Raw genomic sequence first — 16,804 nt, 5'->3', positions numbered from 1 at the left:
TTTTTTTCCGATACTAAGCGCAGAAAAGCGCTAGAAACTCAAGGCTGCTGAATCTGTTGCAAATGACCATAGAGTCGCGCGTACAGGCCACCTTCGGCAATCAGCTGCAAATGGTCGCCGTCTTCGGCGATTTGCCCACCGTCGAACACCAATACTCGATCGGCCTGTTTCACCGCCGAAAGCCGGTGGGCGATGATCAGCGTGGTGCGTGCGCTCAGAAAACGCGCCAGTGCCTGGTGAAGGTTGTACTCGGTGGCCGCGTCCAGTGCCGAGGTGGCTTCGTCGAGAATCACCACCCGTGGGTCGGCCAATACCATGCGAGCGATGGCCAGCCGTTGACGCTGTCCGCCCGACAGCCGCACCCCGGAACGCCCAACGACGCTCTCCAGGCCCTGGGGCAGTGCCCGTACGGTGGCATCGAGCTGGGCGATTTCCAGAGCACGCCAGCAGTCGTCGTCACTGCACTCACGGCCCATGGCGAGGTTGGCCCGCACCGTATCGTTGAACAGCGCCGGATGTTGCAACACCACTGCAACATTCTCCCGGATGGTCTCCAGGCCGATCTCCTGTTGCGTGGCGCCACCGAAACGAATGCTGCCTGATTGTGGCGTGTACAGCCCCAGTAACAACTGCACCAGGGTGCTCTTGCCGCCGCCGCTGGCTCCGACGATGGCGACTTTCTCGCCCGGCGAGATGGACAGGTTCAACTGGTTGAGCACCAGTTCCTCGCCGTAGCCAAAACTCAACCCCTGGATCTCGATGCCCACCGTGTCACGGCCCTTGAACGGATCGACGACGCCCGTGTACTGGGGCTCGTCGGCCCGGGCCAGTAGTTCATTGATCCGGTTCAAGGCTCCGCCGGCGGCGTAATAGGCGTACTGCAGGTTCAACAGTTGCTCGACCGGACCGATCATGAACCAGAGATAGCTGAACACCGCCAGCATCTGGCCGATGGACAGGTCGGAAAACACCACGGTGAGCATGGCCGCCGCGCGAAAAATGTCGATGCCGAACTGGAACAGCAAACCACTGGCGCGGTTCGAGGCATCGGTTTTCCACTGCGAACTCACGGCGTAATCGCGGACCTCCTTGGCGCGCATCCCCAAGCGGCCAAGGAAATACCCCTGGCGGTTACCGGCGCGCACTTGCTGGATGGCATCCAGGGTTTCGGTCAAGGCTTGGGTGAAACGCGAAGTGCTGTCGTTCTCCAGCTTCTTGAGGTGCTTGACCCGCTTGCCCAGCTGTACCGTGGCGTAAATCACCAACGGATTGAACAGCAGGATCAGCAGCGCCAGCTCCCAGTGCATCCACACCAGGATCCCGGCGGTGCCCACCAGGGTCAGCATCGCCACCAGGAAACGACTGAGGGTTTCGCCGATGAATTTGTCCAGGGTGTCCAGGTCGGTGACCAGATGGGCCGCCACGGTGCCGCTGCCCAGGCTTTCGTATTCGCCCAGGGAAATTCGCTTGAGACGTTCGATCAAGCGGATGCGAATGCGATAGACGATGTCCTTGGCCAAGCGGGCGAACAAGCGCGCCTGCACCACGTTGAACAGCAATGCGCCACAACGCAGGGCCAGGGTTACCAGCAACATCAGTCCAATGTAGCCGGCCGCGCGCTGCCAGCCCATGGGCAACGCCTGGTTCATGACTTTCAGGGCCGCATCGCCATGCCCCAGCAGGACTTCATCCACCAGCAACGGCAATAGCAACGGGATCGGTACGCTGCACAGCGTCGCCAGCACGGCCACGCCGTTGGCGATCCACAGGGCTTTTTTATGCTTGAGGGCCAGGCGACGGATTTCCGCCCAACTCAACCGGTCGATGCGCTGCGAGGCCGATGTATCTGGTGGCCGCTCAGGCACAGGTCGCGCGCTCCAGCCAGCGACCAAGCAAAGGCGACAGTTGGCTCAGGGGCTGGTAGCCGTTGGTCAGCAAGGCCAACTGGCCATCACGCTCGGCCAAGAGTGTGGGGAACCCGGCAATACCCAGGTCCTGTACCCAGGTGAAATCCGCAGCCGTGGCCGCATGTTGATCGGCGCGATCGAAGGCCGCGGCGAATTCGATGCGTGGCAGCCCGGCCTGTTCGGCCAGCTCCACCAGCACGCTGGCGTGGGTCACGTCGCGGCCTTGCACATAAAAAGCCTGCTGGATCAGCTTCACCAACTTCCAGGCCAGGTCCGGAGCCAGGCTGCGGGCCGTGACCAGTGCCCGGCAGGCAGGCTCGGTGTCGTAGACGAAACCGTCCGGCAACGCGCCTTCAAGCTTGAAGGGCTGGCCGGTGGCCTGGGTAACGGCCTGCCAGTGTTCAAGAATGTAGCGCCGGGTGGTCGGCTCCAGCGCCGAACCGCTGCCGGTGCGCAAACCACCCACCACCAGGTGCAACTCCACCCCCGCGGCCTGCGCCTGCTCTACCAGCGCCTCGGCCACCGGCGCAAAACCCCAGCACCAGGAACACATCGGGTCCATCACATAGAGCAGGCGTGACGCCATGGTTCAAGCCTCGGAAGATGATTGCTTGTAGTTGTAGCCGATCGGGTGCGGCATGTTGCGAGCCTTGGCCAACTCGATCTGCTTCTGCCGGTCGATGGCGCTGCGACGGGTCTTCTCGCTCAGTTTATCCCAGCAGTGCGGGCAACTGATGCCAGGCACATAGTGCTCCGAGGCGCGGTCTTCTACGCTAACCGGAGTACGACAAGCGTGACATTGATCGTAGTCCCCTTCGCTGAGGTCGTGGCGGACGGTTACGCGGTTGTCGAACACGAAGCAGTCGCCGCGCCACTTGGTTTCTTCCTGAGGGACCTCTTCGAGGTATTTCAGGATGCCGCCCTTGAGGTGATAGACCTCGTCGAAACCCTGGCCAAGCATGTAGCTGGAGGCTTTTTCACAACGAATGCCGCCGGTGCAGAACATCGCGACTTTCTTGTGCCTGGCCGGGTCGAAGTTGGCCTTGATGTATTCAGGGAATTCACGAAAGCTGGTGGTCTTGGGGTCGATGGCGCCCTCGAAGGTGCCAATGGACACTTCGTAATCGTTACGGGTGTCGATCAACAACACTTCCGGATCGCTGATCAGCGCGTTCCAGTCCTGTGGTTCGACATAGGTGCCGACCTGCTTGTTGGGATCCACGCCTTCGACGCCGAGGGTGACGATTTCTTTCTTGAGCTTGACCTTGGTGCGGTAGAACGGCTGTTCATCGCAGTACGACTCTTTATGGTCGATGTCGATCATGCGCGGATCATTCTTGAGCCAGGCCAGCAGGCCATCGATGCCTTCGCGAGTGCCGGAGACCGTGCCGTTGATGCCTTCTTCGGCGATCAGCAACGTGCCTTTGATGCCGTTGTCGAGCATGGCCTTGAGCAAGGGCTCACGCAGCTCGACGTAATCTTCAAGGGTGACGAACTTATACAGTGCCGCCACGACAATGGGTTGTGCCATGGGTGTTTCTCCAGGTGGCTACCCTCGTAAAGGGTGAACCGGATGCGAAAAAAAACGCGCCCGGGAAGGCGCGTTGCGGATTCTAACAAAAACATTTGGATTACAGGACTGCAATTCCATGGCTTGCGCATGTCTTGTGGCGAGGGGATTTATCCCCGTTAGGCTGCGAAGCGGCCCCGATAAACCTTGCAACCCCGGTGTATCAGATTGAACACAGGGGGACGCTTCGCGTCCCAACGGGGATAAATCCCCTCGCCACAGAAGCTCTCCACCTCAAGAATCAGTGCTTGCTGCCACCGGCACACGTCGGCGAAGCCGGGGCCGCGTCGATCTGGGCCCATTCTTCAGGGGTGTAGGTGTGCAGCGCCAACGCATGGAATTCGCCCATCAGCTCGCCCAGCGTGCCGTAGACCTTCTGGTGACGCTTGACACGATTGAGCCCTTCGAACTGCTGGCTGACCACCACGGCCTTGAAGTGGGTCTGCAGGCCGCGGCTGTGCATGTGGCTTTCATCCAGCACTTGCAAGTGCTCGGGCTGCAAGAGCCCGAGTGTCGATTCGATGCGTTGTTGCATGCTCATACCAGGCTCCGCTTACGGCTTTTTCTTGGCAGGGGCAGGGGCGGCGGCTTTTGGCTCGAGCTCGGCCGTCATGTCCGCCAGCAGCTTGTTGACCACCGGCACCGCGCTTTCAAGCTTGGCCTGGGTCAGTTGGGCTGATTGCTGGGTCAGCTGCGGCATTTTTTCCAGGACTTTCTTGCCCAGTGGCGATTGATAGAAAGCGACCAGGTCCTTGAGCTCCGATTCGCTGAAGTTGGTGGTGTAGAGCTTGACCATGTCCGGCTTGAGCTTGTTCCAGCCGATAGCTTGGTCCAACGCGGCATTGGCCTTGGCCTGGTAGGTTTCCAGGGTGGCTTTTTTCGACTCAGGGGCCTTGGTCTGTTCAAAGCGCTGGGCAAACATCTGCTGCACTTGCATGTATACCGGAGTGCCCAGTTTGTCAGCGTGCGCCAGGGTCAGGAACGCTTCGGCGCTGGCGTTGTGGCTGGCGGTATCGGCGAAAACAGGGCCGCTGGCACACACCAGAGCAACTGCGGTACAGATGGCACGAAGACGGGTCATCGAGTTTCCTTTCATTAACAGGCGAGGTAGAACCCCAAGGGCGACCATTCTGCGCCTAAAAAACGCTGGGCCTCAACCCCGATGCTTGCCGGGTCCGATTGACAGGCCGAACCCACCGCTCCTGAATTGAAGGATGATTGAGGGAACCGGTGCCGCCCATCTGGGCCTAAACTGCGCATTCAGCCCTTAAGGAGTTTGACCCGATGAGCCGTATCGAAACCGACAGCCTTGGCCAGGTTGAAGTCCCGGACGACGCCTACTGGGGCGCCCAGACGCAGCGCTCCATGATCAACTTCGCCATTGGCAACGAACGCATGCCACTGTCGGTGTTGCACGCCTTGGCACTGATCAAGAAAGCCGCCGCACGGGTCAATGATCGCAATGGCGACCTCCCCGCCGACATCGCCCGCCTGATCGAACAGGCCGCCGACGAAGTGCTGGCCGGCCAGCATGACGACCAGTTCCCGCTGGTGGTCTGGCAGACCGGCAGCGGCACCCAGAGCAACATGAACGTCAACGAGGTGATCGCCGGGCGTGCCAACGAACTGGCCGGCAACCCCCGCGGTGGCAAGAGCCCCGTGCACCCCAACGACCACGTCAACCGCTCACAGAGCTCCAACGACTGCTTCCCCACCGCGATGCACATTGCCGCTGCCCAGTCCGTCCACCAGCAATTGTTCCCGGCCATCAGTGAGCTGTCCGGCGGCCTGGCGGAACTGGCGGCGCGCCACATGAAACTGGTCAAGACTGGCCGTACCCACATGATGGATGCCACGCCAATCACCTTTGGCCAGGAACTGTCGGCGTTCATTGCCCAGCTCGATTACGCCGAACGAGCGATCCGCGCCGCGCTACCGGCGGTCTGCGAACTGGCCCAAGGCGGCACGGCGGTCGGCACCGGGCTCAATTCACCCCATGGTTTCGGCGAAGCGATTGCCGCTGAACTGGCGGCGCTGTCGGGCCTGCCGTTCGTCACCGCGCCGAACAAGTTTGCCGCGCTGGCCGGCCATGAACCCTTGACCGCCTTGTCCGGTGCCCTGAAAACCCTCGCCGTGACCCTGATGAAAATCGCCAACGACCTGCGCCTGCTGGGTTCCGGGCCGCGGGCGGGGTTTGCCGAAGTGAAATTGCCGGCCAACGAACCGGGCAGTTCCATCATGCCCGGCAAGGTCAACCCGACCCAGTGCGAAGCCTTGTCTATGCTGGCCTGCCAAGTCATGGGCAACGACGTGACCATCGGCTTTGCCGCCAGCCAGGGGCATTTGCAGTTGAACGTGTTCAAACCGGTGATCATCCACAACCTGCTGCAATCGATCCGGCTGCTGGCCGATGGCTGCAGCAACTTCCAGCAGCACTGCATCGCCGGGCTCGAGCCGGATGCCGAGCAGATGGCCGCGCACCTGGAGCGCGGGTTGATGCTGGTGACCGCGCTGAACCCACACATCGGCTACGACAAGTCAGCGGAAATCGCCAAGAAAGCCTACGGTGAAGGGCTGACCTTGCGCGAGGCGGCGCTGCAACTGGGGTACCTGACCGATGAAGAGTTCGATGCCTGGGTGAGGCCGGAGAATATGCTGGAGGCGGGTAGCCAGGGCTGAGTCTTGCGTTGAGCCCTAGGCCGCCATCGCGAGCAAGCTCGCTCCCACGGCGGGCTAACGCCCGACAGCCAAACGCTCGCGCCGGGCCTTGAGCCCGGCGATCAGCGAGGGCCCCAGGGCGACCAACGCCGAACCCAGCACCACCAGCACCGCCCCGCCATAGCCCAGCAGATTGATCTGCTCGGCATGGACATAATCAGGCCACCACCAGGCCGCCATCGCCACCGCGGCGAACGTCACCAGCGGCGTGATCGCCAGGGTCGCGCTGACCCGCGACGCTTCCCAATGGGCCAGGGCTTCGGCAAACGCGCCATAGGCAATCAGGGTGTTGAGGCAGCAAGCGAGCAACAACCAGCCTTGCAACGGGCTCAATTGCAGCGCCTCCAACGGGTGCACCCAAGGCGTGAGCAGCAACGCGCAGAACAGGTAGATCACCATCATCACCTGCAACGAATTCCACACCGTCAACAGTTGCTTCTGGCCCAGGGCATAGAACGTCCAGACCGTCGACGCCAGCAACACCATCAGCACCCCGGCGGTGTAGTCGCTCAGGGACGTCAGCAACTCACCCAGGCGCTGGTTGAAAAACAGCGTAAAACCGATCAGCAACACCAGCAGGCCGATGCCCTGCCCCACGCTGAAGCGCTCCTTGAACACGAACAGGCTGGCGACCAGCAACATGATCGGCCCCATCTGCACCACCAGTTGCGCAGTGCCGGGGCTCAAGCGGTTCAGGCCCATCAGGTACAACACGTAGTTGCCCACCAGCCCGAGCACCGCCATCGCCACCAGCCAGCCACCGCGCGGGCCAAGAACCTTGTGACTGGGCAGGCGCCGGGTGGCGGCCAGATAGATGAACAGCAAACCGCCGGACACTAGCAAGCGAAACCAGGTCACGGTGACCGGGTCCATCACTTGCAGCACTTGCTTGAGCTTGATCGGCAGGATTCCCCAGAGCAGGGCAGTCAGCAGGGCAAGGAACAGGCCGTAGACCCAGCGACCGGACGAAATATGCATGCAACCCTCGAAGCCCAAGACAAAGGACGTCCATTCTAGGCGTCTATTGCGTCACGACACAGGGACAGTTGGGCAGAGGCCGCCCACGGGATTGTATGGGTCGTAGCCGTCGATCGGCTGGGCAGGCGGGAATCAGGGACAACACATATGCTCATTTGAAACAGACCTCGCTGCACTCTGGAGACCCGACATGCTTGGAAAACGCGCCTTGGATCCCGCCCCTACGACTATTTTTCGCAGTGACCGGATCTGCCGGGTCAACGGCGAGTTTTATTTCAATACACGTGAGGGCACCCAGGAGGGGCCGTTCGCCACCCGCGAGGCGGCGGAGCGAGAGATAGAGGCGTATATCGGCCGGATGCTACAGCTGACACAAGTTGCCAGCTAGATACCTCCCGTGGTGAGCGCAGCATTTTTGTGGCGAGCGCAGCATTCTTGTGGCGAGGGGATTTATCCCCGTTGGGCTGCGCAGCAGCCCCAAAGCCCCCCAGTGTGTCTGACACACAGGGGGTTAAAGTTTCAGGGCTGCTGCGCAGCCCAGCGGGGATAAATCCCCTCGCCACAGATAAATCCCCTCGCCACAGATTAATCCCCTGCCTCAGATTAATCCCTGCCTCAGATTAATCCCCTTGTCTCAGATTCCCCTCGCCACAGTTGCACCCTGGCCACAGAAGTTCTTCCAGCGGTTAACGAACCACCTCAAACAACCCCGTAGCCCCCATCCCACCGCCCACGCACATGGTCACGACGCCGTAGCGCAGGTTGCGTCGCTGCAGCTCGCGCACCAGGTGCCCCACTTGCCGCGAGCCGGTCATGCCGAATGGATGGCCGATGGAGATCGAGCCGCCGTTGACGTTGTATTTCCCGGGATCGATTTCCAGTCGGTTGCGGCTGTACAGGCACTGGGAAGCAAAGGCTTCGTTGAGTTCCCACAGGTCGATATCGGCGATCTGCAAGCCCTTGGCCTTGAGCAGCTTGGGCACTGAAAACACCGGGCCGATGCCCATCTCGTCCGGCTCGCAACCGGCCACGGTGAAGCCGCGAAAAAACGCCTTGGGCTTGAGCCCCAGCGCCAGGGCTTTTTCCAGGCTCATCACCAAGGTCATCGAAGCCCCGTCGGACAACTGCGAGGAGTTGCCCGCCGTCACCGAACCGTCTTCGGCGAACACCGGTTTCAGGCCTGCCAGGCTTTCGTAGGTGGTGTCCGGGCGATTGCAATCGTCGCGATCGACCACACCGTCAAGGATCTGCACAGCGCCCGTGTTCTTGTCCTCGACCCGGTACTTGACCGCCATCGGGATGATTTCGTCATCGAACAACCCGGCCGCCTGGGCCTTGGCGGTGCGCTGCTGGCTCTGCAAGGCGTAGCGGTCCTGTTCCTCGCGGCTGACCTGGTAACGACGGGCAACGATCTCGGCCGTCTGGCCCATGGGGAAATAGATCCCGGGCACCTGCGCCTTGAGCAGCGGGTTGATCAGGTGGTCGGTGTTGACGCTTTTCATCGTCAGGCTGATGGACTCCACGCCGCCCGCCACGATGATGTCGCTGCAACCGGAAGCGATCTGGTTGGCGGCGATGGCAATGGCTTGCAGGCCCGAGGAACAGAAGCGGTTGAGGGTCATGCCGGCGGTGCCGGTGCCCAATCGCGAGAGCACCGCCACGTTACGCCCGATGTTGTAGCCCTGGGCGCCTTCATTGGACCCGGCCCCGACGATGCAGTCCTCGACACTGGCCGGGTTGATGTCGTTGCGCGCCAGCAAGGCATCGACACAATGGGCCGCCATGTCGTCTGGACGGGTCATGTTGAACTTGCCGCGAAAGGACTTGGCCAGGCCGGTCCGTACGCTGTCGACGATCACCACTTCACGCATGGCTGTACCTCATTGTTGTAGTCGGTTGAGAGTGAATCGAGCATAAATCCACTGCATAACCGACTGCGACAATCATTCACCCCGCGTATGCGCCCCCATCGCCCTAGCCCTTCTTTTTCTTGCGAGCCTGCTTTGCACTCCGCTCGAAAGCCGCTTCCAGCGCCTGATTGAGGGTGCGCAACACCTTGACCCGCGCCCAGCGCTTGTCGTTGGCTTCCACCAAGGTCCAGGGGGAAATCTCGGTGCTGGTGCGGTCGACCATGTCGCACACCGCGGCCCGGTAAGCGTCCCACTTGTCGCGGTTGCGCCAGTCATCCTCGGTGATCTTGAAGCGCTTGAACGGAATATCCTCGCGCTCCTGGAAACGCTCCAGCTGGGTTTGCTTGTCGATGGCCAGCCAGAACTTGACCACCACCACGCCGGCGTCGGCGAGCTGTTCCTCGAAGTCGTTGATTTCCCCGTAGGCCCGCAGCCAGTCGGCCTGGCTGCAAAACCCTTCGACCCGCTCCACCAGCACCCGACCGTACCAGGAGCGGTCGAACATGGTGAACTTGCCGCGTGCGGGAATATGCCGCCAGAAGCGCCACATGTAGGGGTGGGCGCGCTCTTCTTCCGTGGGCGCGGCAATGGGCACGATGCTATATTGGCGCGGGTCCAGGGCCGCCGTGACCCGCCGGATAGCCCCGCCCTTGCCCGCCGCGTCATTGCCTTCGAACACCGCCACCAGGGCATGCTGGCGCATGCGCTTGTCCCGCAGCAGGCCAGAGAAGCGCGCCTGCTCGGTGATCAATTGTTCTTCGTAGTCGGCCTTGTCCAGGCGCCGGGTCATGTCCAGGCTGTCGAGCAACGTGATCTGGCCATCCAACTCGGGCAGCGGCGCCACGCTGACCTTTTGCGGCCTGATCTTCGGCCGGTCCAGGGCCTGGCGCAAACCGTCGAGCAAGATCCGCCCGACGGTGAGGCTGCGATAACAGCTGTCCATGCCTTCGATCACATGCCACGGCGCGTAATCGCGACTGGTGCGGCGCAGCACACGCTCGCCGTATTTGACGAACTTGTCATAGGTCTGGGACTGCTGCCAGTCCAGCGGGCTGATGCGCCAGCTGTGCAGCGGGTCATCCTTGAGCCCCTTGAGCCGGGCCTTCATCTGCTTCTTGGACAGGTGGAACCAGAACTTGAAGATCAGCGCGCCTTCGTCGCAGAGCATTTTTTCCAGGCGCTCGGCACCGGCAATCGCCTGGTCGAGCCGTGGGTCCTTGAACTCGCCATGGACCCGGCCCTGCAGCATCTGGCTGTACCAGTTGCCGAAGAAAATTCCCATGCGCCCCTTGGCTGGCAGCATTCGCCAATAGCGCCATGCCGGAGGCCGCGCCAATTCCTCGTCGGTCTGCTGATCGAAGGTGCGCACTTCGATCAGCCGCGGGTCCATCCATTCGTTGAGCAACTTCACCGTCTCGCCCTTGCCCGCGCCTTCGATGCCGTTGATCAACACGATGACCGGAAACCGACCCTGCTGCTGCAACTCGAACTGCGCTTCCAGCAGCGCTTCACGCAGGGCCGGCACCTCGGCTTCAAAGGTTTCTTTATCGATGACGTGACCGATTTCAGCGGATTCGAACATGGACAGCTCCTTCCAGGGATTGGGGCAAGACTAGCGGATTGGATGCGGCCCTGTGCAGCAGACTCCATCAAGAACAACGCTGTGTTGCGATGGGTCAAGCAAGCCGATACCGATCGGCTAGAATGGCCGCTCAGTTTCGACCGAGCCAGCCATGACGCCTGTACAGCACCACGCCCAACTCGACTGGGACGACCAGGGTCGCCCGCGCTCGCGGGTATTCGACGACGTGTATTTCTCCGATCAGTCCGGGCTGGAAGAAACCCGTTACGTGTTCCTCGAGCAGAACAACCTGGCCGAGCGCTTTGCCGCGCTGCCCGCCGACGGGCGCCTGGTGATCGGCGAAACCGGCTTTGGCACCGGCTTGAACTTCCTCTGCGCCTGGCTGTTGTTCGAACAATGCGCGCCGACCGGGGCGCGGCTGCATTTCGTCAGCGTCGAGAAGTACCCATTGACCCCGCAGGACCTGTGTCGGGCCCTGGCCCTCTGGCCGCAGCTCGCCCTCCAGGCCGAGCAACTGCTTGAGCAATACGTGGCGATACATCAGGGTTTCCAGCGCCTGGTCCTGGCCAATGGACGGGTGACGCTGACCCTGTTGATCGGCGATGCCCTGGAGCAATTGCCGCAGCTGGACGGACAGATCGACGCCTGGTTCCTCGACGGCTTCGCGCCGGCCAGGAATCCCGAGATGTGGACCGCCGAGCTGTTCGCCGAACTGGCCCGGCTGGCCGCACCCGACGCCACCCTCAGCACCTTCACCAGCACCGGTTGGGTCAGGCGTTTGCTGAACGCGGCGGGCTTCAAGATGAAGCGCACGCCGGGCATCGGCCATAAGTGGGAAATCCTGCGCGGTGTGTTTCTTGGCTGGCCGGAGCAGACACCAGCGCCGGCCCCGGCAAAACCCTGGTACGCCCGCCCCTTACCGCCCATCGGCGAGCGCCGGGCCCTGGTGATCGGCGGTGGCCTGGCTGGTTGTGCCAGCGCCGCCAGCCTCGCCGCGCGTGGCTGGCAGGTGACGCTGCTGGAGCGTCATGCAGGCTTGGCCGAAGAAGCTTCCGGCAACCCCCAGGGCGTGCTGTATCTCAAGCTATCGGCCCATGGCACGGCGTTGTCGCAGATGATCCTCAGCGGTTTCGGCTACACCCGGCGCGTGCTGGAGCAACTGCAACGCGGCATTGACTGGGACGCCTGCGGGGTCTTGCAACTGGCCTTCAACAGTAAGGAAGCCGAGCGTCAGGCACAACTGGCCGAGGCGTTCCCAAGGGATTTGCTGCACCCCCTCGATCAGTCCGAGGCGCAAGTGCGGTCCGGCATCGGCCTGGCCTGTGGTGGTCTGTTTTATCCCGAGGGCGGCTGGGTGCATCCACCGGCCTTGTGTCGCTGGCAAGCCTCAGGCACGGCGATCGACGTGCAGCCCCATCATGAAGTGCTGCAATTGCGCCGCGTGGACGGCCAGTGGCAGGCATGGGACGGCGAACGATGCCTGGCCAGCGCCCCCGTGGCGATCCTCGCCAGCGCCGCCGAAATCAAACGTTTCGAACCGGCCGCCGACTTGCCGCTCAAGCGTATTCGCGGGCAAATCACCCGGTTGCCGCAAACCACCCGCAGCCAGAGCCTGGCGACCGTGGTTTGCGCCGAAGGCTATGTGGCCCCGCCGCGGCTGGGCGAGCACACCCTGGGCGCCAGTTTCGATTTCAACAGCGACGACCTGACGCCCACCGCCGCCGAGCACGCCGGCAACCTGCAGATGCTCGAAGAAATCTCCCAAGACCTGGTGGATCGCCTGAACGCCGGCAGCCTGGACCCGGAACGCCTCGAAGGCCGTGCGGCATTCCGTTGCACCAGCCCGGATTACCTGCCGATTGTCGGACCGTTGGCGGATAGGCAGGCATTCAGCGAGGCCTATTCGGCCCTGGGCAAAGACGCCCGCCAAGTGCCTGACATCCCCTGCCCGTGGCTCGAGGGTTTGTACATCAACAGCGGCCATGGCTCCCGTGGCCTGATCACCGCCCCGCTGGCGGGCGAACTGATCGCCGCCTGGCTGGACAACGAACCTTTGCCGCTGCCCCGTAGCGTAGCCGAGGCCTGCCATCCGAACCGGTTTGCGTTGCGGGCATTGATTCGGGGCAAGGCCTGACCCCGATGGAAGGCTCCCACAGGTTCGCCCGCAGACCAACCACCCACGGGCCGGCTTATAACGCATCGATCTAAAACTCACAGCAATCCCTCCGGTCAGTTTCAGGGTACCCGCCCTTTTGGCGGGTGCGGCTTGACCCCTCCCCAACGGAAAAACCGGTAAGGACTTATGTGCGGATTAGCTGGAGAGTTACGTTTCGATCAACAACCTGCGGACCTTGCGGCCGTAGAGCGAATCACCCATCACCTGGCCCCTCGCGGCCCCGACGCCTGGGGCTTTCATAGCCAGGGACCGATTGCCCTTGGCCATCGGCGCCTGAAAATCATGGACCTGTCGGACGGCTCGGCCCAGCCGATGATCGACAATCAGCTGGGCCTGTCCCTGGCCTTCAACGGCGCGATCTACAACTACCCGGAGCTGCGCAGCGAGCTCGAAGGCCTGGGCTACAGCTTCTATTCCGGTGGCGACACCGAAGTGCTGCTCAAGGGCTATCACGCCTGGGGCGAAGCGCTGCTGCCCAAGCTCAACGGCATGTTCGCCTTCGCCATCTGGGAACGCGACGCCAAGCGCCTGTTCATCGCCCGCGACCGCCTCGGCGTGAAGCCGCTGTACCTGTCGCGCACCGGCCAGCGGCTACGTTTCGCCTCGGCATTGCCAGCGCTGCTCAAGGGCGGCGATATCAACCCGATGCTCGACCCGGTGGCCCTCAACCATTACTTGAATTTCCACGCGGTGGTCCCGGCGCCCCGCACCTTGCTGGCGGGTGTCGAAAAACTGCCGCCCGCCACCTGGATGCACATCGAAGCCGACGGCAGCACCGAGCAGAAAACCTGGTGGACCCTGCCCTACGGACCACGGGCCGATGAACAGCACCTGAACCTCGAAGACTGGATCGAGCGCGTGCTCGACAGCACCCGTGAAGCAGTCGCCATTCGCCAACGCGCCGCCGTGGATGTCGGCGTACTGCTTTCCGGTGGCGTGGATTCGAGCATGCTCGTGGGCCTGCTGCGGGAAGTCGGCGTAGAAGACCTGTCGACCTTCTCCATCGGTTTCCAGGATGCCGGTGGCGAGCGCGGTGACGAGTTCCAGTATTCGGACCTGATCGCCAAGCACTACGGTACCCGCCACCACCAACTGCGTATCGATGAAAAAGAGATCATCGAGCAACTGCCGGCAGCGTTCCGAGCCATGAGCGAACCGATGGTCAGCCACGACTGCATCGCCTTCTATCTACTGTCGCGGGAAGTGGCCAAGCACTGCAAAGTGGTGCAAAGCGGCCAGGGCGCCGACGAGCTGTTCGCCGGTTACCACTGGTACCCGCAGGTCGATGGCGCCAGCGATCCGTACGCGGCCTATCGCGCCGCGTTCTTCGACCGCAGCCATGAAGAATATGCCGCCACCGTGCAACCCAAATGGCTGACGGCCAACGACGCGGCCGGTGACTTCGTCAAAGAACATTTCGCCCAGCCCGGCGCCGACGCGGCGGTAGACAAGGCCCTGCGCCTGGACAGCACCGTGATGCTGGTGGACGACCCGGTCAAGCGCGTCGACAACATGACCATGGCCTGGGGCCTGGAAGCGCGCACACCCTTCCTGGACTACCGCCTGGTGGAACTCTCGGCCAGGGTCCCCGCGAAGTTCAAGCTACCCGATGGCGGCAAACAGGTACTCAAGGAAGCCGCCCGGCGGGTGATCCCCGGCGAGGTCATCGACCGCAAAAAAGGCTATTTCCCCGTGCCAGGCCTCAAGCACCTGGAAGGCAACACCCTGGCCTGGGTTCGCGAACTGCTGCTGGATCCGAGCCAGGACCGCGGCCTGTTCAACCCGGCCATGCTCGACCGCCTGCTGACCGACCCCAACGGCCAGCTCACGCCATTGCGCGGCTCACGACTGTGGCAACTGGCGGCGCTGAACCTGTGGCTCAGCGAGCAAGGAATCTGATCGATGAAACCTCATGCAACGGTTCACAACCAACGCCTCTTGCGCGGCCAGGCGCCCTCCTATGAACGCCTGCAGGCACGCCTGGCCGAAGACGGCAGCGAATTGGGCGCCGATCCGATCGCGGTGCATTGCGGCTGGGGCCGACTTTTGATCGGCCACACCTTCCCGGACCCGGCAAGCCTGGCCCGGGAACTGCTCAACGAACAACCCGGCGAAAGGGACATTGCCTTATACGTGGCCGCGCCCCAGCAAGTGCTGGGGCTGGAACCGGCCCAACTGTTCCTCGATCCGTCCGACACCTTGCGCCTGTGGTTCAGCGACTATCGCCAGGCCACGCGGGTATTTCGCGGCTTCCGGATTCGCCGGGCCCAAGGCGAGACCGACTGGCAGGCCATCAACCAGCTCTACCAAGCCCGGGGCATGTTGCCCATCGACCCACTGCGCCTGACCCCGCGCCATGAGGGGGGCCCGGTCTACTGGCTGGCCGAAGATGACGACACCGGTGCGGTGATCGGCAGCGTCATGGGCCTGAATCACCAGAAGGCCTTCAACGACCCGGAAAACGGCAGCAGCCTCTGGTGCCTGGCCGTGGATCCGCAATGTCCGCGGCCCGGTGTTGGCGAAGTGCTGGTGCGTCACCTCATCGAGCATTTCATGAGCCGTGGCTTGAGTTACCTCGACCTGTCGGTGTTGCACGACAATCGCCTGGCGAAAAACCTCTACGCCAAACTCGGTTTTCGCAATCTCTCGACCTTCGCCATTAAACGCAAGAACGGCATCAACCAGCCGTTGTTCCTGGGGCCAGGGCCCGAAGCGCAGTTCAATCCTTATGCGCGCATCATTGTCGAAGAAGCTCACCGCCGAGGCATCGACGTACAGGTGGACGATGCCGAGGCCGGCTTGTTCACCCTGGTCCATGGCAGTCGCCGAGTCCGATGCCGCGAATCCTTGAGCGACCTGACCAGCGCCATCAGCATGACGTTGTGCCAGAACAAAAGCCTGACCCACAAAGTGCTGAAAAACGCCGGCCTGAACCTGCCGGCCCAACAGTTGGCGGGCAATGCCGATGACAACCTGGCGTTTCTCGACGAGCACGAACGGGTGGTGGTCAAGCCGCTGGACGGCGAACAGGGCCAAGGCGTGGCGGTGGATTTGCGCACCATCGAGGAGGTGCAGAGCGCCATCGAAGCGGCCCGGCAATTCGATAGCCAGGTCTTGCTGGAAAGTTTCCACGAGGGTCTGGACCTGCGCATCCTGGTGATCGGTTTTGAAGTGGTGGCGGCGGCGATCCGGCGCCCGGCGGAGGTGATCGGCGATGGCCGGCACACCATCGGCGCGTTGATCGAAGCCCAGAGCCGCCGACGCCAAGCGGCCACGGGCGGCGAAAGTAAAATCCCGATGGATGGCGAGACCTTGCGCACACTCAACGCGGCGGGGTTCGACTACGACAGCGTGCTGCCCGCTGGGGAGCACCTGTTCGTACGGCGTACGGCGAACCTGCATACCGGCGGCGTGCTGGAGGATGTCACCGGGATCCTGCATCCGACCCTGGTCGATGCGGCGGTGCGCGCCGCACGGGCGCTGGACATCCCCATGGTCGGCCTCGACCTGCTGGTGCCGTCGGCCGATCAACCCGAGTACGTGTTCATCGAAGCCAACGAACGCGCAGGCTTGGCCAACCACGAACCACAACCCACCGCCGAGCGCTTTGTGGATTTGTTGTTTCCCCATAGCCAGGCGGTGGCCTAGCCCTTCTTCTGTGGCGAGGGAGATCCCGCCGCGTCTTCGACGCTGCGCTGTCGCGCAGCAAACAAGTGTCCGACCTAAGATTGGGGGGCGCGCGGGGAAAGAGACCGTAGCCATCACTGGTGTGTACGCACCCGAGAGGGAGAGTGGTCCGCACGGTATCGGCGTGGAGTCGTTGTAGGCACAGCAAGCTGTGACCACGTATGAGAGAGTGAATCCGTTCGCCACCGTGCTCCCCGCGCGCCTTTCAATCCTGCGAGGAATTGTCATGGCGCGCAAGAAGCAGCAGAAACGATTTGAAGTGATTCACCCTCATTG

The 16,804-nt window shown here is 62.5% G+C and carries 13 protein-coding genes; 5 read left to right on the top strand and 8 right to left on the bottom strand.

What is annotated here, in order from left to right:
* Positions 1–38: 38 nt before the first annotated feature.
* The 5 genes from BT116_RS04465 to BT116_RS04445 all read right to left on the bottom strand — a co-directional run bounded on the left by BT116_RS04465 (position 39) and on the right by BT116_RS04445 (position 4,558).
* A complete protein-coding gene (locus tag BT116_RS04465; RefSeq protein ID WP_072340436.1) occupies positions 39–1,865 on the bottom strand; it encodes an ABC transporter ATP-binding protein in 1,827 nt (608 codons plus the stop codon).
* Positions 1,858–2,460, bottom strand: a complete 603-nt coding sequence (locus tag BT116_RS04460) for a DsbA family protein (protein WP_170845901.1) — start codon at positions 2,458–2,460, stop codon at positions 1,858–1,860. The genes BT116_RS04465 and BT116_RS04460 overlap by 8 nt, the downstream gene beginning before the upstream one ends.
* 36 nt (positions 2,461–2,496) lie before the next feature.
* Positions 2,497–3,438 (bottom strand): oxygen-dependent tRNA uridine(34) hydroxylase TrhO, encoded by a 942-nt coding sequence (locus BT116_RS04455; RefSeq protein ID WP_063322368.1) that lies wholly within the window; start codon positions 3,436–3,438, stop codon positions 2,497–2,499.
* A 280-nt stretch (positions 3,439–3,718) separates the two neighbouring features.
* Positions 3,719–4,018, bottom strand: a complete 300-nt coding sequence (locus BT116_RS04450; protein ID WP_014337210.1) for a BolA family protein — start codon at positions 4,016–4,018, stop codon at positions 3,719–3,721.
* A 12-nt stretch (positions 4,019–4,030) separates the two neighbouring features.
* Positions 4,031–4,558 (bottom strand): DUF2059 domain-containing protein, encoded by a 528-nt coding sequence (locus BT116_RS04445; protein ID WP_072340433.1) that lies wholly within the window; start codon positions 4,556–4,558, stop codon positions 4,031–4,033.
* 203 nt (positions 4,559–4,761) lie between these two features.
* Here BT116_RS04445 and BT116_RS04440 point away from each other — a divergent pair, with 203 nt between their 5' ends.
* On the top strand, positions 4,762–6,156 hold the full coding sequence (locus BT116_RS04440; protein ID WP_072340431.1) for a class II fumarate hydratase: 1,395 nt from the start codon (positions 4,762–4,764) through the stop codon (positions 6,154–6,156).
* A 54-nt stretch (positions 6,157–6,210) separates the two neighbouring features.
* Here BT116_RS04440 and BT116_RS04435 read toward each other — a convergent pair whose 3' ends face one another.
* Positions 6,211–7,173: a DMT family transporter gene (locus tag BT116_RS04435; protein WP_072340428.1), complete on the bottom strand. Its 963-nt coding sequence runs from the start codon at positions 7,171–7,173 to the stop codon at positions 6,211–6,213.
* 190 nt (positions 7,174–7,363) lie between these two features.
* Between BT116_RS04435 and BT116_RS04430 the strand changes: the two genes are divergently transcribed.
* Positions 7,364–7,561, top strand: coding sequence for a DUF6316 family protein (locus tag BT116_RS04430; protein WP_063322371.1), 198 nt, complete (start codon positions 7,364–7,366; stop codon positions 7,559–7,561).
* A 298-nt stretch (positions 7,562–7,859) separates the two neighbouring features.
* On the opposite strand, the gene BT116_RS04425 is transcribed toward BT116_RS04430, so the two are convergent.
* Positions 7,860–9,044, bottom strand: a complete 1,185-nt coding sequence (locus BT116_RS04425; RefSeq protein ID WP_072340425.1) for a thiolase family protein — start codon at positions 9,042–9,044, stop codon at positions 7,860–7,862.
* A 103-nt stretch (positions 9,045–9,147) separates the two neighbouring features.
* The gene (gene pap, locus BT116_RS04420) at positions 9,148–10,665 is read right to left on the bottom strand and encodes a polyphosphate:AMP phosphotransferase (protein WP_063322373.1); all 1,518 of its coding nucleotides are present in this window, start codon (positions 10,663–10,665) and stop codon (positions 9,148–9,150) included.
* 151 nt (positions 10,666–10,816) lie between these two features.
* On the opposite strand from pap, the gene mnmC reads away from it, so the two are divergent.
* From mnmC to ngg, 3 genes are all read left to right on the top strand, one after another.
* Complete coding sequence (gene mnmC / locus BT116_RS04415) at positions 10,817–12,799, top strand: bifunctional tRNA (5-methylaminomethyl-2-thiouridine)(34)-methyltransferase MnmC2/FAD-dependent 5-carboxymethylaminomethyl-2-thiouridine(34) oxidoreductase MnmC1 (RefSeq protein WP_072340421.1); 1,983 nt, start codon at positions 10,817–10,819, stop codon at positions 12,797–12,799.
* A gap of 168 nt (positions 12,800–12,967) precedes the next feature.
* Complete coding sequence (locus tag BT116_RS04410) at positions 12,968–14,740, top strand: N-acetylglutaminylglutamine amidotransferase (RefSeq protein ID WP_072340417.1); 1,773 nt, start codon at positions 12,968–12,970, stop codon at positions 14,738–14,740.
* 3 nt (positions 14,741–14,743) lie between these two features.
* Positions 14,744–16,489, top strand: a complete 1,746-nt coding sequence (ngg, locus tag BT116_RS04405; RefSeq protein ID WP_072340414.1) for an N-acetylglutaminylglutamine synthetase — start codon at positions 14,744–14,746, stop codon at positions 16,487–16,489.
* Positions 16,490–16,804 lie beyond the last annotated feature (315 nt).

Source organism: Pseudomonas sp. NFACC16-2 (genome assembly GCF_900119205.1).
Lineage (GTDB): Bacteria > Pseudomonadota > Gammaproteobacteria > Pseudomonadales > Pseudomonadaceae > Aquipseudomonas > Aquipseudomonas fluorescens_Q.
The sequence above is the reverse complement of the archived record's forward strand: the minus strand, read 5'-3'. Positions and strand labels throughout refer to the sequence as shown.

What these genes read in the sequence shown, in the direction of transcription:
- BT116_RS04460 (WP_170845901.1), bottom strand. Translation starts at nt 2,460, where the DNA reads ATGTGTTCCTGGTGCTGGGGTTTTGCGCCGGTGGCCGAGGCGCTGGTA.
- BT116_RS04455 (WP_063322368.1), bottom strand. Translation starts at nt 3,438, where the DNA reads ATGGCACAACCCATTGTCGTGGCGGCACTGTATAAGTTCGTCACCCTT.
- BT116_RS04450 (WP_014337210.1), bottom strand. Translation starts at nt 4,018, where the DNA reads ATGAGCATGCAACAACGCATCGAATCGACACTCGGGCTCTTGCAGCCC.
- BT116_RS04445 (WP_072340433.1), bottom strand. Translation starts at nt 4,558, where the DNA reads ATGACCCGTCTTCGTGCCATCTGTACCGCAGTTGCTCTGGTGTGTGCC.
- BT116_RS04440 (WP_072340431.1), top strand. Translation starts at nt 4,762, where the DNA reads ATGAGCCGTATCGAAACCGACAGCCTTGGCCAGGTTGAAGTCCCGGAC.
- BT116_RS04435 (WP_072340428.1), bottom strand. Translation starts at nt 7,173, where the DNA reads ATGCATATTTCGTCCGGTCGCTGGGTCTACGGCCTGTTCCTTGCCCTG.
- BT116_RS04430 (WP_063322371.1), top strand. Translation starts at nt 7,364, where the DNA reads ATGCTTGGAAAACGCGCCTTGGATCCCGCCCCTACGACTATTTTTCGC.
- BT116_RS04425 (WP_072340425.1), bottom strand. Translation starts at nt 9,044, where the DNA reads ATGCGTGAAGTGGTGATCGTCGACAGCGTACGGACCGGCCTGGCCAAG.
- pap (WP_063322373.1), bottom strand. Translation starts at nt 10,665, where the DNA reads ATGTTCGAATCCGCTGAAATCGGTCACGTCATCGATAAAGAAACCTTT.
- mnmC (WP_072340421.1), top strand. Translation starts at nt 10,817, where the DNA reads ATGACGCCTGTACAGCACCACGCCCAACTCGACTGGGACGACCAGGGT.
- BT116_RS04410 (WP_072340417.1), top strand. Translation starts at nt 12,968, where the DNA reads ATGTGCGGATTAGCTGGAGAGTTACGTTTCGATCAACAACCTGCGGAC.
- ngg (WP_072340414.1), top strand. Translation starts at nt 14,744, where the DNA reads ATGAAACCTCATGCAACGGTTCACAACCAACGCCTCTTGCGCGGCCAG.